The sequence below is a fragment of the Cupriavidus sp. C1SS-2L genome (assembly GCF_057073735.1).
Map to the genome: position 1 here is coordinate 3525584 of NZ_CP172708.1, position 26447 is coordinate 3552030.

Genomic DNA, 26447 nt, shown 5'->3' on the forward strand with positions numbered 1-26447 from the left:
GCCGCCGCACCGAACTCTGTTCGGCACCGCGGCATTCATTCTGTGGGAAATCCTGCACTGGTGAGTGCCGGCCGCAGCCGGCACCCGCATCGGTTCGATCAGTAGCGATCGAGGTCGATGTCGATACCCAGCGAGCGGATTTCCTTCACCAGCACGTTGAACGATTCCGGCATGCCGGCATCGATCGAGTGCTCGCCCTTGACGATGTTCTCGTACACCTTGGTACGGCCGTTCACGTCATCGGACTTGACCGTCAGCATTTCCTGCAGCACGTACGACGCGCCGTAGGCTTCCAGTGCCCACACTTCCATCTCACCGAAACGCTGGCCACCGAACTGGGCCTTACCGCCCAGCGGCTGCTGCGTCACCAGCGAGTACGGACCGGTCGAACGCGCGTGCATCTTGTCGTCGACCAAGTGGTGCAGCTTCAGCATGTGCATCACACCCAGCGTGACCGGACGCTCGAACGCCTCGCCGGTGCGGCCGTCGTGCAGCGTGACCTGTTGCTTGGAAGCCGTCAGACCCTTTTCCTTGGCGATGTCGTCCGGGTAGGCCAGGTCCAGCATGCGGCGGATTTCGTCTTCATGCGCACCGTCAAACACCGGCGTTGCGAACGGCACGCCCTTCTTCAGGTTCGTTGCCAGTTCCAGCACTTCGGCGTCGGACAGGCTGTCCAGGTCTTCGGCCTTGCCGCTCTCGTTGTAGATCTGCGCGAGCAGCGGACGCAGTTCCTGCGCCTTGGCCGAGGCCTTGAGCATGTCGCCGATGCGCTGGCCCAGACCGCGCGCGGCCCAGCCCAAGTGGGTTTCCAGAATCTGGCCCACGTTCATCCGCGACGGCACGCCCAGCGGGTTGAGCACGATGTCGGCCGGGGTACCGTCCGCCATGTACGGCATGTCTTCGATCGGAACGATCTTCGACACCACACCCTTGTTACCGTGACGGCCGGCCATCTTGTCGCCAGGCTGCAGGCGGCGCTTGACGGCCAGGTACACCTTGACCATCTTGATCACGCCCGGCGGCAGTTCGTCGCCTTGCGTGAGCTTCTTGCGCTTCTCTTCGAAGGCCAGGTCGAACTCGTGGCGCTTCTGCTCGATGGCTTCCTTGACGGCTTCCAGCTGGGCAGCCACTTCCTCGTCGGCCGGACGGATGTCGAACCAGTGGTACTTGTCGATTTCCGCCAGGTATTCCTTGGTCAGCTTCGCGCCCTTTGCCAGCTTCTTCGGACCGCCGTTGACGGTCTTGTCGATCAGCAGACGCTCCAGACGCTGGAACGCGTCGCCTTCCACGATACGCAGCTGGTCGTTCAGGTCCAGGCGATAGCGCTTCAGTTCGTCGTCGATGATCGACTGGGCACGCTTGTCGCGGGTCACGCCTTCGCGGGTGAAGACCTGGACGTCGATCACGATGCCGCTCATGCCCGACGGCACGCGCAGCGAGGTGTCCTTCACGTCCGAAGCCTTCTCGCCGAAAATTGCGCGCAGCAGCTTCTCTTCCGGGGTCAGCTGGGTCTCGCCCTTCGGCGTGACCTTGCCCACCAGCACGTCGCCGGCTTCGACTTCGGCGCCGATGTAGGTGATGCCCGACTCGTCCAGGCGAGCCAATTGGGCTTCGGCCAGGTTCGAGATATCGCGCGTAATTTCTTCAGGTCCGAGCTTGGTGTCGCGGGCAACGACCGACAGTTCCTCGATGTGAATCGAGGTATAGCGGTCTTCGGCCACCACACGCTCCGAGATCAGGATCGAATCCTCGAAGTTGTAGCCGTTCCAGGGCATGAACGCGACCAGCATGTTCTGGCCGAGCGCGAGCTCGCCCAGGTCGGTCGAGGCGCCATCGGCCACGACGTCGCCGCGTGCCACGATGTCGCCGACCTTGACCATCGGACGCTGGTTGATGTTCGTATTCTGGTTCGAACGCGTGTACTTGATCAGGTTGTAGATGTCCACGCCGACTTCACCGGCCACGGCTTCGTCGTCGTTCACCCGGATCACGATACGCATCGCGTCGACGTAGTCGACCACGCCGCCACGCATCGCCTGCACGGCAGTACCCGAGTCGACCGCAACGGTGCGCTCGATGCCGGTACCGACCAGCGGCTTGTCCGGACGCAGGCAAGGCACGGCCTGACGCTGCATGTTCGCGCCCATCAGTGCACGGTTCGCGTCATCGTGTTCCAGGAACGGCACCAGCGATGCTGCGGCCGACACGATCTGCGACGGCGCCACGTCGATGTACTGCACGCGGTCCGGCGTGACCATACGGGTTTCACGCTCGGAACCTTCACGTGCCGACACCAGTTCGTCGGTCAGGTTGCCCTCGGCGTCGACGGTCGCGTTGGCCTGCGCCACCACGTACTTGCCTTCCTCGATCGCGGACAAGTAGTCGACCTGGTCGGTCAGCTTGCTGTTCTCGACCTTGCGGTACGGCGTTTCCAGGAAGCCGTACTCGTTCAGGCGCGCATACAGTGCCAGCGAGTTGATCAGACCAATGTTCGGACCTTCCGGCGTTTCGATCGGGCACACGCGGCCATAGTGGGTCGGGTGCACGTCACGGACTTCAAAGCCGGCACGCTCGCGCGTCAGACCGCCCGGGCCAAGGGCCGAAACACGGCGCTTGTGGGTGATTTCCGACAGCGGGTTGGTCTGGTCCATGAACTGCGACAGCTGCGACGAACCGAAGAACTCGCGAATCGCCGACGAAATCGGCTTCGAGTTGATCAGGTCGTGCGGCATCAGGTTCTCGGTCTCGGCCTGGCCCAGACGTTCCTTGACGGCGCGCTCCACGCGCGACAGGCCGGCACGGAACTGGTTCTCGGCCAGTTCGCCGACGCAACGCACGCGGCGGTTGCCCAGGTGGTCGATATCGTCGACTTCGCCCTTGCCGTTACGCAGGTTGACCAGGATCTTGATGGTCTCGAGGATGTCCTCGTCCTGCAGCACCATGCTGCCCTCGCCGCTCGGGCGCGACAGACGGCTGTTGACCTTCATGCGGCCCACGCGCGACAGGTCGTACGACTCTTCGCTGTAGAACAGGCGCTGGAACAGCGCTTCCACGGCTTCTTCGGTCGGCGGCTCGCCGGGGCGCATCATGCGGTAGATCGCGATACGCGCAGCGGTCTGGTCGGCGGTCTCGTCCACGCGCAGCGTCTGCGACATGTACGGGCCCTGGTCCAGATCGTTGGTGTACAGGGTCTGGATCTGCTTGACGCCGGCTTCGCGCAGGTTCTCGAGAACAGTTTCGGTCAGCTCGTCGTTGGCGTTGGCGATCACCTCACCGGTGTCCGGGTCGATGATGTTCTTGGCCAGCACGCGGCCCAGCAGATAGTCTTCCGGCACGCTGATCAGCTTGGTGCCAGCCGAGTCCAGGTCACGGATGTGCTTGGCGTTGATCCGCTTGTCCTTCTCGACGACCACGCGGCCGTTCTTGTCCGCGATGTCGAAGCGCGCGACTTCACCGCGCAGGCGCTCGGGCACGAACTCGAGCTGCGCGCCTTCCGACTGCAGCGTGAAGTTGTCGAACACGAAGAAGTGCGCGAGGATCTGCTCCGGCGTCAGGCCGATCGACTTCAGCAGGATCGTCACCGGCATCTTGCGGCGGCGGTCGACGCGGAAGTACAGGATGTCCTTCGGATCGAATTCGAAGTCCAGCCACGAACCACGGTAAGGGATGATACGTGCGGAGAAGAGCAGCTTGCCCGAGCTGTGGGTCTTGCCCTTGTCGTGCTCGAAGAACACGCCCGGCGAGCGGTGCAGCTGCGAGACGATGACACGCTCGGTGCCGTTGATCACGAACGAGCCGGTCGAGGTCATGAGCGGAATCTCGCCCATGTACACTTCCTGCTCCTTCACTTCCTTGACCTTGCCCGGGTTCTCGCGATCGTTGATGATCAGGCGGACCTTCGCGCGCAGGGCCGAGTGGAACGTCAGGCCACGCTGCTGGCATTCCTTGACGTCAAACGGCGGGTTGGAAAGGTGATACGAGACAAACTCCATACGGGCAAGCCCGTTATGGGAGGCAATCGGGAAAATCGCGTTGAAAGCGGCCTGCAGGCCTTCGGTCTTGCGACGCGCGGCCGGCGTTTCCGCTTGCAAGAACTGGGTGTAGGATTCAATCTGGGTTGCAAGCAGGAATGGAACCTGATGAACCGTCGCGCGCTTCGCAAAGGATTTGCGAATGCGCTTCTTTTCGGTGAAGCTGTACGCCATGGGATCTCCGAATCATCGCAGGGCGGCTGGACCTGGCCACGCCTGAGGTGTTCAGCGACTGGGAGGGGATTTGGCGGTTGGCCGCTACCAACCTCTGGCTGACGGTGTCCGCACGCTGCGGGCGGTGTGGTCATTGCATTGGCGCAAAGCCTGTACTCGCCCGGGGGACACCCGACCAAACTTGTCTTCTGCAGTCGGTTCAGAAGACAAACATCAGCAGCAACACGGTAGTTTGCCACTGATGTTTGGCGTCTGCTGGAACATCGGGAGTTTATCCCGCTTCAAACAACCAATAAATCACATTTCGCCGGTGGCGAGTGGCCAATAAAACACACTCGCACAAGCGCAAAAAGGCTGGCGCCGGGAATTTCCCTTTGCCAGCCCCATTTGCGTGCCGGAATGGCACGCAGGCAATGCTTACTTGACGTCGACCTTCGCGCCAGCGTCTTCCAGCTTCTTCTTGGCTTCGGCAGCAGCGGCCTTGTCCACGCCTTCCTTGACGGCCTTCGGTGCGCCATCGACCAGGTCCTTGGCTTCCTTCAGGCCCAGACCGGTGATTTCGCGAACGGCCTTAATCACGCCGACCTTGTTGGCGCCGACTTCAGCCAGGATCACGTTGAACTCGGTCTGCTCTTCGGCAGCAGCAGCACCGCCAGCGCCCGGGGCAGCAGCCACGGCCATTGCAGCGGCGGACACGCCAAACTTCTCTTCGAACGCCTTAACCAGGTCGTTCAGTTCCATCACGGACATCGCGCCAACGGCTTCCAGGATGTCGTCTTTGGTGATTGCCATTTGGATTACTCCTAAATTTGATTCGGTATCGGTATTGCGATCGGTATGCCCGATCTGTACGCAGCCTTAAGCAGCCGGGGCTTCCGCTTCCGCGGGAGCGCCTTCGCTCTTCTTGGCGGCCAGTGCACCCAGCAGACGGGCAAAGCCCGACACCGGTGCCTGCATCACGCCAAGCAGCTGAGCAATCAGTTCGTCGCGGCTCGGGATCGAGGCCAGCGCCTTGACGGCGTTGACGTCGAGCACCTTGCCGTCATACGACCCAGCGCGCAGGACCAGCTTGTCGTTGGTCTTGGCAAAGTCGTTGAGAACCTTGGCCGAGGCCACTGCATCTTCGGAAATACCGTAGATCAGCGGACCGGTCATTTGCTCTGCGAGGCCAGCAAACGGCGTACCTTCCACAGCGCGGCGGGCCAGCGTGTTCTTCAGAACGCGCAGGTAGACGCCTTGCTGACGGGCGGTAGCACGCAGCTTGGTCAGATCGCCAACCGCAATGCCGCGATATTCGGCCACGACGATGGTCTGGGCTTTGGCGACTTGCGCCGAAACCTCAGCAACGACGGCCTTCTTATCTTCAATATTGAGTGGCACGGTTTAGCTCCAAAACGATGCTTGTCTTGCGACGCGCATCAGTCCATACGAACGGCGACCGATTGGCCCGAATCACCCGGATCGAAACCCGGCTTCCTCATTCCCTTCGGGTGCGCCATCTGCGCTGGCGGGCCGGAGATCGTCGCAGCGGGTTGCCCCGTTACGCACGCACCTTCCGATTAAGCCCACACCCCCTGACTACAGCGGCGTGGACACCAGCGGTCTTTGATAACCAGCGATGCCTGCCGCGGCTTTCGCCTGCGGCGGGCACCACTGCCCAAAGCCTTGCTCCATTCCTCGCGGTCCGGAGACGGTTCCCGCGCGTGGCAGGAACCTTCAATTCTTGCAGCTGACCAGCGTTATCGGGTTCCGGTCAACCGAGTGCCGTCAGCTCAGGCCGACAGCGAAGCCTGCTCGACGCGCACGCCAACGCCCATGGTGGACGACACGGCGATCTTGCGCAGGTACACGCCCTTGCTCGTAGCCGGCTTGGCCTTGACCAGCGCGTCCAGCAGCGCAGCCAGGTTGCTCTTCAGCGCGGTGTCTTCGAACGAACGGCGGCCGATGGTGGCGTGGATGATACCGGCCTTGTCGACACGGAACTGAACCTGACCAGCCTTGGCGTTCTTCACAGCCTGGGCCACGTCCGGTGTTACGGTGCCAACCTTCGGGTTCGGCATCAGGCCGCGCGGGCCCAGGATCTGACCCAGCGTACCGACGATACGCATCGTGTCCGGCGAAGCGATCACGACGTCGAAGTTCAGGTTGCCGGCCTTGACTTGCTCGGCCAGGTCTTCCATGCCAACGATGTCAGCACCGGCGGCCTTGGCGGCCTCGGCCTTGTCGCCCTGGGCGAACACGGCCACGCGCACCGACTTGCCGGTACCGGCAGGCAGCACCACGGAACCACGGACAACCTGGTCCGACTTCTTGGCATCGATGCCAAGTTGAACGGCAACGTCGATCGACTCGTCGAACTTCGCCGAAGCGCAGCCCTTCACCAGGCCCAGGGCCTCGTCGATCGGGTAAAACTTGGTACGCTCGATCTTCGCCTTGTTGGCGGCGACGCGCTTGGAAACCTTAGCCATTTACAGACCCTCCACGGTGATGCCCATCGAGCGAGCCGAACCGGCGATGGTACGCACGGCGGCGTCCAGATCGGCGGCGGTCAGGTCAGCGTTCTTGGCCTTGGCGATTTCTTCAGCCTGGGCGCGGGTGATCTTGCCAACCTTGTCGGTGTGCGGCTTCGGCGAACCCTTGGTCACGCCAGCGGCCTTCTTGATCAGCACCGTCGCCGGGGGCGACTTCATCACGAAGGTGAAGCTCTTGTCGGCGAAAGCGGTAATCACCACCGGCACCGGCAGACCAGGCTCCATGCCTTGGGTCTGGGCGTTGAACGCCTTGCAGAACTCCATGATGTTCAGACCACGCTGACCCAGTGCGGGACCAACGGGCGGGGAGGGATTTGCCTTACCAGCCGGAATCTGCAGCTTGATAAAGCCAATAATCTTCTTGGCCATCTTTACTCCAATCCAGATCACTCCGTTTCACGGAGATGATCCTGTTGAGTCGTAACGCGCTGTCGCCGTACCGTCGGTACGGCCTCACGCTCCTCTTGGCGCAGCACCTGGCTGCGCCCTTTGCCCGCTGCCGGCCTTGCGGCCAGGCAACCGGCAAATTCCTTACACCTTCTCGACCTGACCGAACTCCAGTTCGACAGGGGTAGCACGTCCGAAGATCGTGACCGAGACGCGCAGACGCGACTTCTCGTAGTTCACTTCTTCCACGTTGCCGTTGAAGTCGGTGAACGGGCCGTCCTTGACGCGCACCATTTCGCCCACTTCGAAGAGCGTCTTGGGACGCGGCTTCTCGACCCCTTCCTGCATCTGGGTCATGATCTTGTCGACTTCGCGCTGCGAAATCGGGCTCGGGCGGTTGCGGGCACCGCCCACGAAACCGGTGACCTTGCTGGTGTTCTTCACCAGGTGCCAGGTTTCGTCCGTCATTTCCATCTCGACCAGGACGTAGCCCGGGAAGAAACGACGTTCGGTGACCGACTTGTGGCCACCCTTGATTTCCACGACTTCTTCCGAGGGCACCAGGATGCGGCCGAACTTGTCGTGCATCTCGGCGCGCTCGATGCGCTCCTGCAGCGCGCGTTGCACACTCTTCTCCATGCCGGAGTAGGCGTGCACGACATACCAGCGCTTCTTCGACGAAGGCGATTCCGCGGCGGTGTTTTCCTGCTGGGCGTTATCCGTCATGCGCTACCTCTTATTTCCAGCCCAGTACGAGCGAAAAGATGACCCACTCGATGAGCTTGTCTGCCGACCACAGGAACAGGGCCATGATCACGACGAAGGCGAATACCAGGCCGGTCATCTGCCCGGCTTCCTTGCGCGTCGGCCAGACGACCTTGCGAACTTCCCGGTACGATTCCTTGGCGAATCCAATGAAGTCCTTGCCAGGTGCGGACACCAGCGCAACGACTACACCCAGCGCGATACCCGCGAACAGTGCGGCGCCACGTACATAAGACGGTTGCTGTGCCAGTGCATAGAAACCGATGACGCCGGCAACCACAAGCAGCACCGCGACGCCAAGCAACCACTTGCCGCTGTTGGCGTTTACGGTTTCGACATTGGGATTGGCCATGTTTCGCAAACGAGACTAAGCCGCGTCACGATGGTGTCTCGCGACGCGGCTGATTGATTTGGCAGGGGCAGAGGGAATCGAACCCCCAACCTTCGGTTTTGGAGACCGACGCTCTGCCAGTTGAGCTATACCCCTAAAACTACTTTGGGATCAGCAATGCTGCCAATCCCTCTGGCAACGAACGCGACCGGTTGGTGCCGCGTTCGCCTGATGCTACTTAGTCGAGGATCTTGGCCACGACGCCGGCGCCGACGGTACGGCCGCCTTCACGGATAGCGAAGCGCAGACCTTCTTCCATGGCGATCGGGGCGATCAGCTTGACGGTGATCGACACGTTATCACCCGGCATCACCATTTCCTTGTCCGCCGGCAGCTCGATCGAGCCGGTCACGTCGGTGGTACGGAAGTAGAACTGCGGGCGGTAGTTGTTGAAGAACGGGGTGTGACGGCCGCCTTCGTCCTTCGACAGGATGTACACCTCACCGGTGAAGTGGGTGTGCGGCTTGATCGAACCCGGCTTGCACAGCACTTGGCCGCGCTCGACGTCTTCACGCTTGGTACCACGCAGCAGCAGGCCGACGTTGTCGCCAGCTTGGCCCTGGTCCAGCAGCTTGCGGAACATTTCCACGCCGGTGCAGGTGGTCTTCACGGTCGGGCGGATACCGACGATTTCGATTTCTTCGCCGACCTTGATCACGCCGCGCTCGATACGGCCGGTCACCACGGTGCCACGACCCGAGATCGAGAACACGTCTTCCACCGGCATCAGGAAGGTACCGTCAACGGCACGCTCCGGCGTCGGGATGTAGGTGTCCAGCGCGTCGGCCAGGTTCATGATGGCCACTTCGCCGAGCTCGCCCTTGTCGCCTTCCAGCGCCAGCTTGGCCGAACCCTTGATGATCGGGGTGTCGTCGCCGGGGAATTCGTACTTCGACAGCAGTTCGCGAACTTCCATCTCGACCAGCTCGAGCAGTTCAGCGTCGTCCACCATGTCGCACTTGTTCAGGAACACGATGATGTACGGCACGCCAACCTGGCGGGCCAGCAGGATGTGCTCACGCGTTTGCGGCATCGGGCCGTCAGCGGCCGAGCAAACCAGGATCGCGCCGTCCATCTGGGCGGCACCCGTGATCATGTTCTTCACGTAGTCGGCGTGGCCCGGGCAGTCAACGTGCGCGTAGTGGCGGTTGGCCGTTTCGTATTCGACGTGGGCGGTATTGATGGTAATACCGCGTGCCTTCTCTTCCGGCGCTGCGTCGATTTCGTCGTACTTCTTGGCGGCACCGCCGAACTTCGCTGCCAGCACCGTGGCGATCGCTGCGGTCAGCGTGGTCTTGCCGTGGTCAACGTGACCAATCGTACCAACGTTCACGTGCGGCTTAGTCCGCTCGAACTTTTCCTTTGCCATTTCGCGACTCCTGTCTGGTAGCGATATTGCCAGTGCGGTATTTGGTGCCCATGGGCAGGATCGAACTGCCGACCTCTCCCTTACCAAGGGAGTGCTCTACCACTGAGCCACATGGGCAAAACTAGACGTATTACTTGTCGACAGCAACCGCGTTGTTTGGAGCGGGTGAAGGGAATCGAACCCTCGTCGTAAGCTTGGAAGGCTTCTGCTCTACCATTGAGCTACACCCGCCCGGTTCTCTTTGCTTCACCGGCCTTGTTAGCCAGTCACTGTCTTGCATTCTGGTGGAGAGGGCTGGATTCGAACCAGCGTAGGCGTAAGCCAACAGATTTACAGTCTGCCCCCTTTAGCCACTCGGGCACCTCTCCGCAGAGAACTATCGATTATGGTACCTCTCGCCTCGCCTGTCAAGCACTTTCCGTTGCGGAGTACATCGACCGGACCATCGAGCTGGCCACTGCCGGGCACGCTGGCACTGGCTATGGCAACCCACAAACACAGTTTAAATTTCTGCGTTCTCACCCTATAGGGAGGCTAAAAACGGCCTCCTGAAGGCCGTTGGAGGCCAATCCGGCAAGCCTGTCGGCCCAGGGAATGAGCTGCAGAAAGGACTTCAGAGTCCGTCAGCGGCGCCACAAAAGACAAAACCCCTCGCAGCACACGCTGTCGAGGGGTTCTGCATTATAAGAGCCTGGCGATGACCTACTTTCACACGGGTATCCGCACTATCATCGGCGCGGAGCTGTTTCACGGACCTGTTCGGGATGGGAAGGGGTGGTTCCAGCTCGCTATGGTCACCAGGCATGAGGGGTTGTGAGGCTGACGCGGTCAACCTCACCAATTCGGGATGTAGTTTTGTAGCGTTGGGTTGTGCTGTATCGGCACAAGGCGATTGACTCACCAGGCTAAAACACACTGGTTATAGGATCAAGCCTTACGGGCAATTAGTACTGGTTAGCTTAACGCATTACTGCGCTTCCACACCCAGCCTATCAACGTCCTGGTCTCGAACGACCCTTCAAGGAGGTCAAGCCTCCAGGGAATCCTCATCTTCAGGCGAGTTTCCCGCTTAGATGCTTTCAGCGGTTATCTCTTCCGTACATAGCTACCCTGCGATGCCTCTGGCGAGACAACAGGTACACCAGCGGTACGTCCACTCCGGTCCTCTCGTACTAGGAGCAGCCCCCGTCAAGATTCCAACGCCCACGGCAGATAGGGACCAAACTGTCTCACGACGTTTTAAACCCAGCTCACGTACCTCTTTAAATGGCGAACAGCCATACCCTTGGGACCGGCTACAGCCCCAGGATGAGATGAGCCGACATCGAGGTGCCAAACACCGCCGTCGATATGAACTCTTGGGCGGTATCAGCCTGTTATCCCCAGAGTACCTTTTATCCGTTGAGCGATGGCCCTTCCATTCAGAACCACCGGATCACTATGTCCTGCTTTCGCACCTGCTCGACTTGTCGGTCTCGCAGTTAAGCACGCTTTTGCCATTGCACTTTAGGTACGATGTCCGACCGTACCAAGCGTACCTTCGAACTCCTCCGTTACACTTTGGGAGGAGACCGCCCCAGTCAAACTGCCTACCATGCACTGTCCCCGACCCGGATTCACGGGCCAAGGTTAGAACCTCAAACAAACCAGGGTGGTATTTCAAGGACGGCTCCACGTGAACTAGCGTCCACGCTTCAAAGCCTCCCACCTATCCTACACAGATCGGTTCAAAGTCCAATGCAAAGCTACAGTAAAGGTTCATGGGGTCTTTCCGTCTAGCCGCGGGGAGATTGCATCATCACAAACACTTCAACTTCGCTGAGTCTCGGGAGGAGACAGTGTGGCCATCGTTACGCCATTCGTGCAGGTCGGAACTTACCCGACAAGGAATTTCGCTACCTTAGGACCGTTATAGTTACGGCCGCCGTTTACCGGGACTTCAATCAAGAGCTTGCACCCCATCATTTAATCTTCCGGCACCGGGCAGGCGTCACACCCTATACGTCCACTTTCGTGTTTGCAGAGTGCTGTGTTTTTATTAAACAGTCGCAGCCACCATTTTATTGCAACCCCTTCACCCTTCTGGCGCAGGCCAGTCAAGCTACCAGGGCGTACCTTATCCCGAAGTTACGGTACCAATTTGCCGAGTTCCTTCTCCCGAGTTCTCTCAAGCGCCTTAGAATACTCATCTCGCCCACCTGTGTCGGTTTGCGGTACGGTCTCGTATGACTGAAGCTTAGAGGCTTTTCTTGGAACCACTTCCAATTGCTTCGCGAGCCTAGCTCACTCGCCCCACAGCCTTGAATTACGCGCCCGGATTTGCCTAAGCGCCTTCTCCACTGCAGGGACCGGGACTTCCAACACCCGGACAACCTTCCGCGATCCGTCCCCCCATCGCATCATACGACGGTGCAGGAATATTAACCTGCTTCCCATCAGCTACGCATCTCTGCCTCGCCTTAGGGGCCGACTCACCCTACGCCGATGAACGTTGCGTAGGAAACCTTGGGCTTACGGCGAGGGGGCCTTTCACCCCCTTTATCGCTACTCATGTCAGCATTCGCACTTCCGATACCTCCAGCATCCTTTACAAGACACCTTCACAGGCTTACGGAACGCTCTCCTACCACGCACATTACTGTGCGTCCGCAGCTTCGGTATATGGCTTAGCCCCGTTACATCTTCCGCGCAGGACGACTCGATCAGTGAGCTATTACGCTTTCTTTAAAGGGTGGCTGCTTCTAAGCCAACCTCCTGACTGTTTTAGCCTTCCCACTTCGTTTCCCACTTAGCCATATTTGGGGACCTTAGCTGGCGGTCTGGGTTGTTTCCCTCTTGACACCGGACGTTAGCACCCGATGTCTGTCTCCCGTGATTGCACTCTTCGGTATTCGGAGTTTGCTATGGCGGGGTAATCAGCAATAGACCCCCCAACCATGACAGTGCTCTACCCCCGAAGGTGACACACGAGGCACTACCTAAATAGTTTTCGGAGAGAACCAGCTATTTCCAGATTTGTTTAGCCTTTCACCCCTATCCACAGCTCATCCCCTAACTTTTCAACGTTAGTGGGTTCGGTCCTCCAGTACGTGTTACCGCACCTTCAACCTGGCCATGGATAGATCATCTGGTTTCGGGTCTACACCCAGCGACTAATCGCCCTGTTCGGACTCGCTTTCGCTACGCCTGCCCTAATCGGTTAAGCTCGCCACTGAATGTAAGTCGCTGACCCATTATACAAAAGGTACGCCGTCACCCCTTACGAGGCTCCGACTGTTTGTATGCATGCGGTTTCAGGATCTATTTCACTCCCCTCCCGGGGTTCTTTTCGCCTTTCCCTCACGGTACTGGTTCACTATCGGTCGATCACGAGTATTTAGCCTTGGAGGATGGTCCCCCCATCTTCAGACAGGATTTCACGTGTCCCGCCCTACTTGTCGTACACCTAGTTCCACAACGCTGTTTTCGCATACAGGGCTATCACCTGCTACGGCCGGGCTTTCCATCCCGTTCTGCTAACAACACTGCTAAAGAGTACAAGGCTCTTCCCATTTCGTTCGCCACTACTTTGGGAATCTCGGTTGATTTCTGTTCCTGCAGCTACTTAGATGTTTCAGTTCGCCGCGTTCGCTTCCCTGACCTATGTATTCAGTCAGGGATGACCCATTCGGGCCGGGTTTCCCCATTCGGACATCTCCGGATCAAAGCTCGTTTGCCAGCTCCCCGAAGCTTTTCGCAGGCTACCGCGTCCTTCATCGCCTGTGATCGCCAAGGCATCCACCACATGCACTTGTTCGCTTGACCCTATAACAAGTGTGTCTCAAGGACACCGTCTCGCTACAGGTTGAGTTCTCGCATTTGTGCCGTATTCCAAGTCATCTTTCGATCACTTAAATACTTTGGTTGATACAATCACAACCCGGTATCGCGTTATACAACTGAGCGTCTCATCAACGCTCGCGCGACACCTTTACTACATCCCATATTGTTAAAGAACAGCCGATCTTGCGATCGCTTGGCAATGCCAAATGCAAACACTCTTGCGCAGAGCGCTTGCATTTGGCCAACCAAACCAAGGTACTTCCGTCCCGCTCGTAAGCGGTGGTGGAGGATGACGGGATCGAACCGACGACCCCCTGCTTGCAAAGCAGGTGCTCTCCCAGCTGAGCTAATCCCCCCTCGGATAACTTGGTGGGTCTGGTAGGACTTGAACCTACGACCCCCGCCTTATCAAGACGGTGCTCTAACCACCTGAGCTACAGACCCTTGGCTGTAACAGCAAACAAACCGATAAGTGTGGACACTGAGCACGCAGAACGCGCGCCTCTGGAAAGGAGGTGATCCAGCCGCACCTTCCGATACGGCTACCTTGTTACGACTTCACCCCAGTCATGAACCCTGCCGTGGTAATCGCCCTCCTTGCGGTTAGGCTAACTACTTCTGGCAAAACCCACTCCCATGGTGTGACGGGCGGTGTGTACAAGACCCGGGAACGTATTCACCGCGGCATGCTGATCCGCGATTACTAGCGATTCCAGCTTCACGTAGTCGAGTTGCAGACTACGATCCGGACTACGATGCGTTTTCTGGGATTGGCTCCCCCTCGCGGGTTGGCAACCCTCTGTACGCACCATTGTATGACGTGTGAAGCCCTACCCATAAGGGCCATGAGGACTTGACGTCATCCCCACCTTCCTCCGGTTTGTCACCGGCAGTCTCTCTAGAGTGCCCTTTCGTAGCAACTAGAGACAAGGGTTGCGCTCGTTGCGGGACTTAACCCAACATCTCACGACACGAGCTGACGACAGCCATGCAGCACCTGTGTCCACTTTCCCTTTCGGGCACCTAATGCATCTCTGCTTCGTTAGTGGCATGTCAAGGGTAGGTAAGGTTTTTCGCGTTGCATCGAATTAATCCACATCATCCACCGCTTGTGCGGGTCCCCGTCAATTCCTTTGAGTTTTAATCTTGCGACCGTACTCCCCAGGCGGTCAACTTCACGCGTTAGCTACGTTACTGAAGAAATGAATCCCCAACAACTAGTTGACATCGTTTAGGGCGTGGACTACCAGGGTATCTAATCCTGTTTGCTCCCCACGCTTTCGTGCATGAGCGTCAGTCATGTCCCAGGGGGCTGCCTTCGCCATCGGTATTCCTCCACATCTCTACGCATTTCACTGCTACACGTGGAATTCTACCCCCCTCTGACACACTCTAGCCTTGCAGTCACAAGCGCCATTCCCAGGTTAAGCCCGGGGATTTCACGCCTGTCTTACAAAACCGCCTGCGCACGCTTTACGCCCAGTAATTCCGATTAACGCTCGCACCCTACGTATTACCGCGGCTGCTGGCACGTAGTTAGCCGGTGCTTATTCTTCCGGTACCGTCATCCCCCCACCGTATTAGGGCAAGGGTTTTCTTTCCGGACAAAAGTGCTTTACAACCCGAAGGCCTTCTTCACACACGCGGCATTGCTGGATCAGGGTTGCCCCCATTGTCCAAAATTCCCCACTGCTGCCTCCCGTAGGAGTCTGGGCCGTGTCTCAGTCCCAGTGTGGCTGATCGTCCTCTCAGACCAGCTACTGATCGTCGCCTTGGTGGGCTCTTACCCCACCAACTAGCTAATCAGACATCGGCCGCTCCTATCGCGCGAGGCCGTTACCGGTCCCCCGCTTTCACCCTCAGGTCGTATGCGGTATTAGCTAATCTTTCGACTAGTTATCCCCCACGACAGGGCACGTTCCGATGTATTACTCACCCGTTCGCCACTCGCCACCAGGCCGAAGCCCGTGCTGCCGTTCGACTTGCATGTGTAAGGCATGCCGCCAGCGTTCAATCTGAGCCAGGATCAAACTCTTCAGTTCAATCTCTGTGTGGTGCCGAAGCACCTCGCTCTTTCGAGCGGTCGCTCACTCTCAGAAAACTGACTGACCAGATCCGTAGACCCAGTCACGTTTTGCTGTGCGAGCACTTTGTAACTTTTGAAGCTCCGAAGCCCGAAGACTTCGTGCGTCCGCTACCCAGCGCCCACACTTATCGGTTGTTTGGTTGTTAAAGAACCCGCCCTTTCGGGCCCGCACCGGCTTTGCCGTTTGCGTCGCTGCGTCAGCAGCAGAGAAACGAGATTATGCAGAGCTTTCTTCGTTTCGTCAACCGGGTCAGCACTTTTTTTGCTTCGGTTCGTCGCGCTAACTCTCTCGCTCCGAACCACCCAGTTGCCCCGCAGCCCTTATCAGCCCTGCCTTGCAGCGCCGCGTTGTGTTGCGAGGGGGCGAATAGTACGGCAGCAAGTCAGGCTTGGCAAGCGGTTTGGTGAAATAAATCGCCAAACCCCATAAAGCGGCGACCGCCGCACTTATTCTCTTTCAGCTTAGGCTACCGGACCAAATCGAGGCTTCTCTATATAGAGTGCCTATTGGTGTGTGGCTCCCCGAGCGACTTGGTAGAGGAATGCAATGGCGGAGGTGCGGATGTTTGTCATGCACGACACGATGATTCATGATCAAGGCCTGACCAAGCGCTACCGCCCAGGCGGAAACTTCCATGACAATCCGGATCGTTCGACTGGGATCCCCCCGCGCCGCCGATGAAGGGCTTCGCATCGGCACTGTCCGACGACCGCCCCGCGGCGTGCCAAAGGCGGAATTCGCGAGCCGCGATTTCTATGACGTCTGGTATCCCGTCCTATCACCGACGCCAGAACTGGTTGCCCAGGCGCTCGCGGCCACGGACGACAAGGCCTGGCGCACCTTCGTCAGGCATTTCCGCAAGGAAATGGCCGGACCCGATGCCAGCCGTACGCTAGACCTGCTCGCGGCCCTGTCACACCAGACCAACTTCTCGATCGGTTGCTATTGCGAGGATGAAGCGCATTGCCACCGCTCGGTACTGCGCGATTTACTCGCCGAGCGCGGCGCAGTGATCGGCTGACACAGCTTCCACTGCCACAGTTATCCGCGCGGGGCCGCCGCCCCACGGCGGCGCTCCCTCTCTGCTCCTATTTCCGATGGTCCTGAATTTCGTCTGGCTCGGCTTCTTCCTGATTGCGTTCCTGGCTGCCTGCATTCGGCTCGCGAACGGCGACCTCGCCGTATTTCCCGCCATGCTGGCCAGCCTGTTCGACAGCGCCCGCACGGCGTTCGAGATTTCACTGGGACTGGCCGGCGTGATGAGTCTGTGGCTTGGCATCATGCGCATCGGCGAGCGGGCCGGCGTGGTCGACGCCTTCGCCAGACTTGTCAACCCGCTTCTGCGACACTTCTTCCCCGGCGTGCCGCAGGGCCATCCCGCCCAGGGCGCCATGATGATGAACGTCTCGGCCAACCTGCTCGGGCTGGACAACGCGGCGACGCCGCTTGGCCTGAACGCCATGCGGGAATTGCAGACGCTGAACCGGCGCCCGGATGTCGCCACGGACGCGCAGATCATGTTCATCGTGCTGAACACGGCGGGCCTGACGCTGATTCCAACCTCGGTCATCGCCATGCGGCAGGCGATCGCGATCAAGCAAGGCCTGGTCGGGTTCAATGCGGCCGACATCTTCCTGCCGACATTGCTGGCGACTGGCGGTTCGTTCCTGGCAGGCCTGCTGGCCGTTGCCTGGGTGCAGCGGCTGAACCTGTTGCGGCCTGTGGTGCTGGCCGCTTTTGCGCTGGGCGCGCTTGGCGTAGGCGGGCTGCTGGTCTGGCTTCGCCACGCGCCGCCAGACCAGGTCAGCCGGCTCACTGCCCTGGCGGGTAGCGGTTTCATCCTGTCGCTGATCACCGTGTTCCTGATATGTGGGGCGATACGCCGCGTGAATGTCTACGAGGCATTCATCGACGGCGCCAAGGAAGGGTTCGGCGTCGCGGTCCAGATCATCCCGTATCTGGTGGCGATTCTCGTCGCGATCGGCCTGTTCCGCGCGACCGGTTGCATGGACATCCTGATGCAGTGGCTGTCCGCGGGCTTCGCCTGGCTTGGCCTGAACACTGATTTCGTCCCGGCGCTTCCGGTCGGGCTGATGAAAATACTTTCCGGCGCCGGCGCGCGCGGACTCATGGTCGATGTCATGACCACTTACGGCGTCGACTCCTTCCAGGGGCGGCTGGCTGCCATCATCCAGGGATCGACCGAAACCACCTTCTATGTCCTGGCGGTCTATTTTGGCAGCGTCAATGTGCACAATACGCGCCATGCGCTTGGGTGTGCTCTGTTTGCTGACGTTGCCGGGCTCTTCTGCGCGGTGGGCGCCGCCTATCTTTTTCGATAGCAAAAACGCCTCATGAGGCGCACAGTAGCGTGGTTCGTCATCATCTGTTGTAAGAGGACAACAACATTGTGTCAGAAAGCAAACATTCCCGAGGGTCGGCTTGGTGCGTCGCAGCAAGACGTGTATAGTGAAGTCTGTCTCCTCCACCACCTCGGTGGATTCCAACCCGCGCAGAACACTGCGCGGGTTTTTTTTGCCCAAATTTCGGCATAAGCCCCCGCTCTCATCGGAATTCTGGGCGAGACGTGCCTGCAGCGGGGATATGTATCGCTTCGGTCACCATTGACGGTGGTGGCGGCATCAGTGGCGCAAATCATTGCAGACAAGGGAGCAATTCGCGATTTTGTTGCATCGCAACATACGCTGTCGTAGAGTGGCCACAGCACCCGCTCACGCCTATGCCAGTCCTACCCTTGTTGCTTCGCTATTGGCCTGACCCCGCGCTGATCCGCCGCGGCCTGATCTATGCTGGCTCATTTATCGCTCTCGCCGGCATGGGTTGGCTCAGCGGTCAGACAAACTACCTTTGGGCCGCGACCGCCTCCATCTGGACATGCCTCGCCGACCGGGAAGGCACGGCCGCTCAACGTCTTGCGAGCCTTGGCGCAGTCGGCATCGGTGGCTCAGTCGCGAGTGCGATCGGTGCCGCCGTGGCCTTCAGCCCGTTTGCCGCTGTACCTGTCGTGCTGGTCGCGGGCCTAGCCGCGGGCTTTGCGGAAACGCGCGGCCCCGCTGCGGCGATCTCGGCCAAGCTGCTCTATGTGGTGCTGATCGCCGCCTGCCTGCAGCCTGTCGCAAGCCACGATGTCGCCGCCCACCTGCTGGATTCCGGGCTGGGATACCTGCGGGGCGGGGCATTCGCCTGCCTGGTTTGCCTCGCTCTGATTCCCTCGCGCCGCGAAATGCGTCCGCGCCCTGAGACCGAAGCCGCCTATGCCGCGCTTCAACGCTTCGCCTCCGCACTCGCCGACGGCGGCGATGCGCGGACGTTGACCGCCTGCAAGCAAGACATCCGCAACCATATCGAGGCGGCACGACGCGCTATCCAAGCGCGCCGCAACCTGCGGGACGCCTACGCGCTGATCCACTACGCGTATGTCGTCGGGATCGCGGATGCCCTGTTCGGCCTGCTGATTGTCGCGGCGGAACTGCGTGAACGCGCCGGCCCCGCGCACTCTCTGCCGTTGCGGCACATCGCGCGCTGCATGGCCGATGCGCACGAGCAGGTCCGCCACGCGATGGCCCGGCATGCGGCGGACCTGCCTTCCCTGGGCGTGGCACTCCGGCATGAGCTGCGGCGGCTGGTTGCGCCGGTGCCCAACGCCAGTGCGCCGCCGCCATACCAGTCAGCGCTCGCGGCCCTGGCGCGACACCCGGACTTCGAACGCTGGCGTGCCGGATTCGCCTGGCCACGGCGCGGCCTGTGGCATGTCGTGGACCGCCTGCGCGGCGCGCTCCGCGAACATACGGCCCGCGACGCACTGGCTGGCCGCCATGCGATCCGTCTGGCCCTCGGCGGCTGCCTGAGCTTGCTGCCCGCGCAGTGGTGGCATGTGGATCACGGCTACTGGGTCGCCGTCACCGTCATCATGGTGCTAAGCCCGCAGTTGCAGACCACGCGCCAGATCTCGCTCAAGCGCTTCGCCGGATCGCTCGCCGGAGCATTGCTCGCCTGCGCGATTGGCCTGTTGCATCCCGAGCCAGCGGTAGCGTTGGGCATCAGCGCGCTGTTCCTGTCCGGCGCATACGCAAGCCGGCTCGCGGCGCAGCCTGCCGGCTTTGCGTTCTGCCTGACGCCGGCGGTCATCCTGTTCTCATGGATAGGGGCGCCTGCGGTCGACAGCAGCCACTTTGCCGCCCTGCGGGGCATCGATACGGCACTGGGCTGCCTGATCGCGTTGGCGAGCTACTACGTGCTGGCGCCGCGTGTGGAGCGTTCGCGCATGTTCCGACACGCCTTCGACGCGCTTGCCGTCAATGCCGTCTATCTTCGGGCCGCGTTTATCGCAGCCCGCTCGGGTGCAGCTGGCACCGCGCGGCTCGAAGCCTTGCGGATCTCGGCCGGACGGGCATCGACCCGCGCGGAACGTACGCGGGACGAGCATGGCCACGGACTGTCGCCCGATGCCGCGCAGGCCTATGCACAGATGCACGCCACCGCACGCCGCATGGCGGCGCTGGCTGGCGTGGTACGGGCCGGCGCAGAGTCGGGTTCGTTCGCCGAGCTCCCGCGCGCACCGGTGCAGGCCGCCCTGGCGGCTCTGGAGACCCGGCTCGCGGAAGTCGCGGTGCGCCCGGGATATAGGACCGGCGGGACCGACTGCCATTCCGAGTACAAGGGACAGGCAGCAGAGTTCCTGCCGGTGCTTCCATTCGAGCGCTTCCTGGCCGAACAAGCAGACTACGCCGACGCGCACATTGCCGCCGCGCATGCCGTCGCCAAGGCGTTGCAAAGGCCGGAGTCAGCCGCTGCGCCGTTCGGCTACGCGCGGAGCGCCTAATGGCAATCCGGTTGTCCCAGCCAGCGTTTGATCTGGCCACCTTTACCGCAGCAGCCGATGTCCTAGAATGTTCTCATTCGTTCGTCGACCGCACGAGGGGTACGCCATGTCCGCTGTCTCGTTTCCTCGCGCCAATCCGACCTACTGCGCGGCCAGCCTGAGGCTGTCCTGTCCTGCAACGGTCAACGGCAGCCCCACCCAGTATTCCGTCACGGCGGAAGCACTGGAGGCGCACTTTGGCGCGCGTTCTCCGCGCGAAGAAGACTTGCTGGCGGCCTTCACCAGCAATCGCCAGCGTATCGAACAACTGGCGGAAAGCCTGTTCGAGCTGACCGAGGCCCGCGAGATCGTGCTGCGCAGCGGACATTTCCGCTTCGCCGGGTAACGATTTCCGGACTGCCGACCGGGTCAGTCCGCAGCGCCTTCGCCGCGCACAAGCAGCACCGGCATGGTCGACTGCCGGATCAACGCTTCGGCCACACTCCCCAGCACCAGCCTGCGGACACCGCGGCGGCCGTGCGTGCCGATCACGAGCAGGTCGGCGCCCCACTGGCGGGCAGCCTCGTTGATGGACGCACCGATGTCCCCAGGCACCGCTGCATCGCTGACGAGCCGGGTTTCGTATTTCACATTGGCGGCTGCCAGTCGGCTGGCCGCATCTTCGAGCGCACGCTGGCCACTTTCGACGATTGCCTTCTGCACCTGGCTCGGATCGTAGAAGCCGGCATCGAAGAGCGGCATCGCGTTGTCAACCACATAGAGCGCGAGCACCGTTGCGCCGCCGGGGCCCGCGATCCGAACCGCCTCGTTCAAGGCCAAGGTCGACGTGCTGCTGCCGTCGACCGCCACCACGATCTTGTTGTACGCCGCGCCAGTCATCTTCGTTACCTCCACAGACAGAAAAAGGGGATGGCGGCGCAAGGGCCGCCAGGACGATACTACACGTGCTGCCAGCGGCACGCGGAGCGGCCTATCGGCAGATCTCGTGTGCTAGATTAGGCCCAACCTTCCAACGGTGGAAAAGACAAGTGTGGTGGGATTCGGATGGACTCCCTGATCACCGCCGCGGCCCGGGCGCTGGCGGCCGGTGACCCGCTCGGCGCGCTGAACCGCGTCGCCCTGCGCGACGATGCGCCAGCGCTCGCACTGCGCGGGATCGCAATGGCGCAGCTCGGCGATTTTTCGCTCGCGAAGGCGTTGCTGCGCAATGCTGCACGTGCCTTCGGTCCGAAGGAGATCATGGCCCGTGCGCGCTGCGTTGTCGCCGAAGCCGAGATCGCGCTGGTTTCACGCGACCTGCACTGGCCTGTGAAGGCGCTCGACGCTGCGCGGGCAACACTGGAAGCGCACGGCGACCGCGCCAACGCCGCGCAGGCGCGCTATCTGCAAGTGCGCCGCCTGCTGCTGATTGGCCAGCTTGAGGCGGCTGACCATATGCTTGCCGGCCTTGACCCCGCCACACCTCTTCCGGCTGCCCTGCACGCCGCGCACGAACTCGCAGTCGCCGGCATCGCTATCCGGCGACTGCAAACCGGTGTGGCGCACACCGCGCTCGCCCGTGCCCGGGACGCAGCCCGTCAGGCAGGCATCCCGGCGCTGATGGCGGAGGTCGAAGCCGCATCCCGTGTCCTCGATACCCCGGCCGCGCGACGGATCTCTCGCGGCAGTGAACGGCTGCTCATGCTCGATGAGGTGGAAGCGCTGCTGGCATCCGGAACGCTGATCGTCGACGCATGCCGCCTCGTCGTACGTGACGCCGCCACCCTGGTTCCGCTGGCCCGGCGGCCGGTTCTGTTCTCGCTCGCCCGCACGCTCGCCGAAGCATGGCCGGGTGATGTGCCCCGCGACACGCTGATCGCCCGTGCGTTCCGGATGAAATTCGCCGATGCCTCGCATCGCGCGCGCCTGCGCGTGGAAATCGGACGGCTACGCGCTGCACTCGGGCCGCTCGCTGACGTATCCGCGACAAGGCACGGCTACGCGCTGGCACCACGTGACGCGCCTGGAGTCGTTGTGCTGGCGCTGCCGGTCGAAGACGCCTATGCCACCGTGCTCGCCTGCCTCGCGGACGGAGAGTCGTGGTCAAGCTCCGCCCTGGCGCTGGCGCTCGGCGCGAGCCAGCGCACCATGCAGCGCGCGCTCGACGCACTGGCGGCGACCGGCAAGGTCCAGCCGATCGGCCATGGGCGTGCACGCCGGTGGATCACCCCCCCGATACCCGGATTCGCGACGACCTTGTTACTCCCTGGGCCGCTACCCGGCAGCTAGCATGAAACGCACATCAACCAGTGACGAGGACACGAACATGAAGCGATCCGCAGCGGAAGTCATTCGTGAATACGGGCCCTTTGCCGGCGTGGAGGCCATCCATGGCGTTACCTACGACGGGCGCCAGGTGTGGTTTGGCTCTGGAGACAGGCTCAACGCGCTCGATCCGGCGAGCGGGCAGACGGTGCGCACCATCGAGATCCCCGCGCACGCCGGGACGGCGTTCGACGGCCGGCACCTTTACCAGATCTCCGAAAGCCGCATCCAGAAGATCGATCCTCAGACCGGCCACGTGCTCGCGACCATTCCGGCCCCGGGCGGCGGCGGCGATTCCGGCATGGCCTGGGCCGAAGGATCGCTCTGGGTGGGACAGTACCGCGAACGGAAGATCCATCAGATCGATCCCGACACCGGCAAGGTGCTCCGCACGATCGAATCCAACCGTTTCGTGACCGGGGTTACCTGGGTGGACGGTGAGCTATGGCATGGGACATGGGAAGGTGAAGAGAGCGACTTGCGGCGCATCGACCCATGCTCGGGTGAGGTCTTGGAACGACTCGACATGCCTGCGGGCGTCGCGGTATCGGGGCTTGAGTCCGATGGCGCGGACCGGTTCTTCTGCGGCGGTGGAAGCAGCGGCAAGCTCAGGACCGTCCGCCGTCCACGGAAGGACGCCTCACAGACCTGATCGGCAACCCTGGAACAGCGTGCCTTACCGCGAAGTCAGCCGCATTTGCGCGAGCAGCGGCAGATGATCGGATGCAAGTCGAGCCAGCGGACTGCGGTGGCTCGACACCGCGACAAGATGCGCGCGCGGCGACGTCCAGATGCGGTCGAGCGCGAGCACGGGGCAGCGCGACGGAAACGTCGACACATGCGGCGTGCGCTCGAAATAGGCATGCAGCCAGCGCAACGGCCGGCCCCACAGAAACCATTCGTTGACATCGCCAAGCAAGATGGTCGGCTGGGCGGGTACTTCGGCCAGCGCCGTCAGCAGGCGGCGCACCTGTGCGCGGCGTTCGCTGGGCAGCAGGCCCAGGTGCGTGGCAATCACACGCAGCGCGAACGTGCCGGCTTCGATCGCGTCGCATTGCAGCTGTGCATCGATGGCACCGCGCGGTTCGCGCCCTTTCACACTGAGATCGATGTGCCGCACGCGCAGCGGCGCATAGCGTGTCAGCAAGGCATTGCCATAGTCGCCATCGTCGCGCACCAGCGTCGGGCCTGGTATTGCATGCAGCCCAGTATGCCTGGACAGGAAGCCGAGCATATCGAAGCCGGTGGCGCGGGTTTCCACTTCCTGTAGCGCGACCAGGTCGGCCCGCAACTCGCGCAGCACCTCGCAGATGCGTTTCGGCACGAAATGACCGTCGGTGCCGACGCCGCCGTGGATGTTGTAGCTCGCCACCGCGATCTCGGCATGCCGGGCGGCAAGCGGTGCTTCTGGCGCGTTCACCGCGTTCTCTCGTTCGGCGCGGTGCGCACACCGCATGAATGGCACACGCCTGTGTCGTGTGGCTGGTGCGCACGTGTGGTCCGGCGGCGGCGCTCGCGTCTTCGCCGCAGCAACACCCACACACACACGGGCACGAGCAGCACCAGTGCGAGCCACGCAAACGTCAGCGCGCCCGGGTTACGCGCTACGGCGGCAATGCGGTCCACCAGTGACGCCGAGACGATAATGCCGGGCGACATGCCGATGGCCGTCCCCAGCAGGCAATCGCGCAGACGGATGCGCGAGGCGCCCACGACAAGATTGACCAGCGTGAACGGCGCGACGGGCACCAGCCTGAGCGCCACCATCGCAAGCACGCCGTGCTGGCCTACGCGCTGGCTGAGCCGGTTCAGCCGCCGGCCGCCGAAGCGCCGCACGGCGTTGCGACCCAACAGGCGCCCTGCCGTGTAGCCGACCGCAGCGCTCAGCACAGTGCCCGCCAGCGCTATCGCGCCGCCATACAACGGCCCGAATACGACTACCGTGACCACGATCAGCACGCTCACCGGGATCAGCATCATCCCACCGACGACATAGGCGGACATCATCACGAGCGGGGCGAGCGGCATCTCGTCCACGCGCTCCATCAGGACCAGCAGATGACGGACATCGGCCCATTCGCGCAGTGGCGTATAGCGCCACGCAAACGCCACGCCGGCGAGCACCAGCAGGAACCCAACGAGCATCGCCACGTGGCTTGCGGCGCGCGGGCGCGCATCGTGGCCGATGAACTCGGCCATGACCTGGTCGGTGTCGATCGGCTCCATCGGATCGAGCAGCGAGGCGTCGGGCAATGCAGCGTCGACCTCGTCGGGGACACTTGGCATGAACGGCACGAGGGTACGCTCGCCCGACCGTTGCAGCGCGCGCAGTGCATCGTTGAGCCTGGGATGCTCGGCCAGCGCCTGATTCAGCGCATCAGGCGAGACCGCCAGGTGTTCGCACAGCAAGCGGTCTCGCATGGTGCGGATCGATGCGGCGATGCGCGCGTCGCCGTTCGATTCGATCACGAGATTGCATTCGGTATCGAGTCCGAAAGACCGGTTGCTGAGGTTCGCGGAGCCGATCATGAGCAGGCGGTCATCAACGACCATCACCTTGCTGTGGACATTGACGCAGGCATCGCGCAGGCCCGGCACGTGCGGGCAGTAAAGCCGGAAGCGACCGTGTGAGTCCGCGGCGCGCAAGGTACGGCAGAGGCGCGCGCGCAGCACGCCCATGCTGGCTTCCTCGAGCCAGCCGCTTTCCGTCCGGCGCGAGACGAGTGCGATGTCAGGGCTGTCGGATTCGCGTAACCGGGCCGCGAATGCGTCGGCGATCAGTGCGGAGCTGAAGTACTGGTTTTCGAGATACAGGCTGTCGCGCGCGGCAGCGATCGCATCGGTATGGAGTTCCCGGATCTCGGTGACGGCGGGCGCATCATCGCGCGCCGGATAGGTACGGCTGATGCCGACGCGTACATCCGTGGCGTCCGGTGGCACCCGGCTCGGCCACGGGTCCGCGCCAGTCGCCGTCGGCACGCGTGCATGGCGACCCGTCGCACGCAGCCATCGCTCCGCGGCGAGATCGCCGAGCGCGCGCGCCGCGTCGCCGTCCACCATGCACTGCACGTCATGAAATGGCGCGTAGGGCTTGCCGTCGGGATCGGTCCTGAGCGGCTCGTCGGCGCGGTGTTCGGGCGTGTCCCAGCGTCGGATGGTGAGGTCCAGGCCGCCAACGAACGCGAGCGCGTGATCAATGACCACCACCTTCTGGTGATGCGACGCACCGGGCGGATGATTGCCGTCCAGGCAGAACGACAGGCGCCGGTGCGCCTCCCAGTGCTGCCGTGCCGCGGGCAGGAATTCGCGCTCGAACGCGAACACCATGGCGAAATCCCAGCTCAGCACGTAGACGTGCAGGTCAGGTCGCCGCTTGCACAGCGCATGAAGGAAGTCGCGCAGTTCGGCCGGCAAGCCATCTTCCGGCCCCTCTTGCGCCAGGCGCATGCGGCTGTCGATATCCCATCCGACGATATAGATGGTTTGCTCCGCACGTGCCAATGCCTCCCGCAGTGCGGTGAAATAGGCGTCCGCATCGACCAGCATCGCAAAGCGCGTGCAGGGCTCCACGCGCCAGCAGTTGTGCCCGGGACGCAGCAGCGAGGGATGGGCATCGTTTGTCATGTTGATGGGTAGACCCCGCAAGTTTCGTACCGGTCGGCAGGGCCCAATATGCCGCCATCACGGATCCGATGTCGCGCCTGGCTTACTTGCCATTGCAAAAGTTGCCATCACGCCGCTGC

At 61.7% G+C, this 26447-nt stretch carries 17 protein-coding genes, 6 tRNA genes and 3 rRNA genes; 6 read left to right on the forward strand and 20 right to left on the reverse strand.

Features of this window, described 5'->3' with window-relative positions; all coding sequences use genetic code 11:
• Positions 1-98: 98 nt before the first annotated feature.
• The 17 genes from rpoB to ACIGJG_RS16445 all read right to left on the reverse strand — a co-directional run bounded on the left by rpoB (position 99) and on the right by ACIGJG_RS16445 (position 15512).
• Positions 99-4205: a DNA-directed RNA polymerase subunit beta gene (gene rpoB / locus ACIGJG_RS16365; protein ID WP_011299319.1), complete on the reverse strand. Its 4107-nt coding sequence runs from the start codon at positions 4203-4205 to the stop codon at positions 99-101.
• A 417-nt stretch (positions 4206-4622) separates the two neighbouring features.
• Complete coding sequence (rplL, locus tag ACIGJG_RS16370; protein ID WP_011299320.1) at positions 4623-4997, reverse strand: 50S ribosomal protein L7/L12; 375 nt, start codon at positions 4995-4997, stop codon at positions 4623-4625.
• 66 nt (positions 4998-5063) lie between these two features.
• Entirely contained in the window at positions 5064-5585 is a 522-nt protein-coding gene (gene rplJ, locus ACIGJG_RS16375) for a 50S ribosomal protein L10 (protein ID WP_011299321.1), read from the reverse strand.
• 392 nt (positions 5586-5977) lie between these two features.
• Complete coding sequence (rplA, locus tag ACIGJG_RS16380; protein ID WP_011299322.1) at positions 5978-6673, reverse strand: 50S ribosomal protein L1; 696 nt, start codon at positions 6671-6673, stop codon at positions 5978-5980.
• Positions 6674-7105, reverse strand: a complete 432-nt coding sequence (gene rplK / locus ACIGJG_RS16385) for a 50S ribosomal protein L11 (protein WP_011299323.1) — start codon at positions 7103-7105, stop codon at positions 6674-6676.
• A 162-nt stretch (positions 7106-7267) separates the two neighbouring features.
• On the reverse strand, positions 7268-7849 hold the full coding sequence (nusG, locus tag ACIGJG_RS16390) for a transcription termination/antitermination protein NusG (RefSeq protein ID WP_483672543.1): 582 nt from the start codon (positions 7847-7849) through the stop codon (positions 7268-7270).
• Positions 7850-7859: 10 nt separating this feature from the next.
• Positions 7860-8240 (reverse strand): preprotein translocase subunit SecE, encoded by a 381-nt coding sequence (gene secE / locus ACIGJG_RS16395; protein ID WP_011299325.1) that lies wholly within the window; start codon positions 8238-8240, stop codon positions 7860-7862.
• Positions 8241-8299: 59 nt separating this feature from the next.
• A tRNA-Trp gene (locus ACIGJG_RS16400) sits at positions 8300-8375 on the reverse strand.
• An 82-nt stretch (positions 8376-8457) separates the two neighbouring features.
• A complete protein-coding gene (gene tuf / locus ACIGJG_RS16405) occupies positions 8458-9648 on the reverse strand; it encodes an elongation factor Tu (RefSeq protein WP_011299314.1) in 1191 nt (396 codons plus the stop codon).
• Between the two features lie 42 nt (positions 9649-9690).
• Positions 9691-9765: transfer RNA gene (locus tag ACIGJG_RS16410), tRNA-Thr, on the reverse strand.
• 40 nt (positions 9766-9805) lie between these two features.
• A tRNA-Gly gene (locus ACIGJG_RS16415) sits at positions 9806-9879 on the reverse strand.
• A gap of 51 nt (positions 9880-9930) precedes the next feature.
• A tRNA-Tyr gene (locus ACIGJG_RS16420) sits at positions 9931-10016 on the reverse strand.
• A 321-nt stretch (positions 10017-10337) separates the two neighbouring features.
• Positions 10338-10450, reverse strand: a 5S ribosomal RNA gene (gene rrf / locus ACIGJG_RS16425).
• Positions 10451-10571: 121 nt separating this feature from the next.
• Positions 10572-13452 (reverse strand): 23S ribosomal RNA (locus ACIGJG_RS16430).
• Positions 13453-13750: 298 nt separating this feature from the next.
• Positions 13751-13826: transfer RNA gene (locus ACIGJG_RS16435), tRNA-Ala, on the reverse strand.
• A gap of 11 nt (positions 13827-13837) precedes the next feature.
• Positions 13838-13914: transfer RNA gene (locus ACIGJG_RS16440), tRNA-Ile, on the reverse strand.
• Positions 13915-13978: 64 nt separating this feature from the next.
• A 16S ribosomal RNA gene (locus ACIGJG_RS16445) occupies positions 13979-15512 on the reverse strand.
• Together the 16S, 23S and 5S rRNA genes with 5 tRNA genes alongside form the textbook arrangement of a ribosomal RNA operon.
• A 679-nt stretch (positions 15513-16191) precedes the next feature.
• Between ACIGJG_RS16445 and ACIGJG_RS16450 the strand changes: the two genes are divergently transcribed.
• The 4 genes from ACIGJG_RS16450 to ACIGJG_RS16465 all read left to right on the forward strand — a co-directional run bounded on the left by ACIGJG_RS16450 (position 16192) and on the right by ACIGJG_RS16465 (position 20785).
• The gene (locus ACIGJG_RS16450; RefSeq protein WP_011299326.1) at positions 16192-16578 is read left to right on the forward strand and encodes a DUF488 domain-containing protein; all 387 of its coding nucleotides are present in this window, start codon (positions 16192-16194) and stop codon (positions 16576-16578) included.
• A gap of 76 nt (positions 16579-16654) precedes the next feature.
• Complete coding sequence (locus tag ACIGJG_RS16455) at positions 16655-17899, forward strand: nucleoside recognition domain-containing protein (RefSeq protein ID WP_011299327.1); 1245 nt, start codon at positions 16655-16657, stop codon at positions 17897-17899.
• 398 nt (positions 17900-18297) lie between these two features.
• The gene (locus tag ACIGJG_RS16460; RefSeq protein WP_011299328.1) at positions 18298-20400 is read left to right on the forward strand and encodes an FUSC family protein; all 2103 of its coding nucleotides are present in this window, start codon (positions 18298-18300) and stop codon (positions 20398-20400) included.
• A 106-nt stretch (positions 20401-20506) separates the two neighbouring features.
• A complete protein-coding gene (locus ACIGJG_RS16465) occupies positions 20507-20785 on the forward strand; it encodes a DUF1488 family protein (protein WP_011299329.1) in 279 nt (92 codons plus the stop codon).
• Between the two features lie 23 nt (positions 20786-20808).
• Here ACIGJG_RS16465 and ACIGJG_RS16470 read toward each other — a convergent pair whose 3' ends face one another.
• Positions 20809-21279 (reverse strand): universal stress protein, encoded by a 471-nt coding sequence (locus tag ACIGJG_RS16470; RefSeq protein ID WP_220631098.1) that lies wholly within the window; start codon positions 21277-21279, stop codon positions 20809-20811.
• 165 nt (positions 21280-21444) lie between these two features.
• On the opposite strand from ACIGJG_RS16470, the gene ACIGJG_RS16475 reads away from it, so the two are divergent.
• Both ACIGJG_RS16475 and ACIGJG_RS16480 read left to right on the forward strand, forming a co-directional pair.
• Positions 21445-22668 carry a helix-turn-helix domain-containing protein gene (locus tag ACIGJG_RS16475; RefSeq protein ID WP_483672545.1) on the forward strand — a complete coding sequence of 408 codons (1224 nt, stop codon included), beginning with the start codon at positions 21445-21447 and terminating at the stop codon, positions 22666-22668.
• Between the two features lie 37 nt (positions 22669-22705).
• On the forward strand, positions 22706-23356 hold the full coding sequence (locus tag ACIGJG_RS16480; protein WP_483672546.1) for a Vgb family protein: 651 nt from the start codon (positions 22706-22708) through the stop codon (positions 23354-23356).
• 24 nt (positions 23357-23380) lie between these two features.
• On the opposite strand, the gene ACIGJG_RS16485 is transcribed toward ACIGJG_RS16480, so the two are convergent.
• Positions 23381-24160 (reverse strand): endonuclease/exonuclease/phosphatase family protein, encoded by a 780-nt coding sequence (locus ACIGJG_RS16485; RefSeq protein WP_140953102.1) that lies wholly within the window; start codon positions 24158-24160, stop codon positions 23381-23383.
• Positions 24121-26328: a VTT domain-containing protein gene (locus ACIGJG_RS16490; protein ID WP_483672547.1), complete on the reverse strand. Its 2208-nt coding sequence runs from the start codon at positions 26326-26328 to the stop codon at positions 24121-24123. The genes ACIGJG_RS16485 and ACIGJG_RS16490 overlap by 40 nt, the downstream gene beginning before the upstream one ends.
• Between the last annotated feature and the right edge of the window lie 119 nt (positions 26329-26447).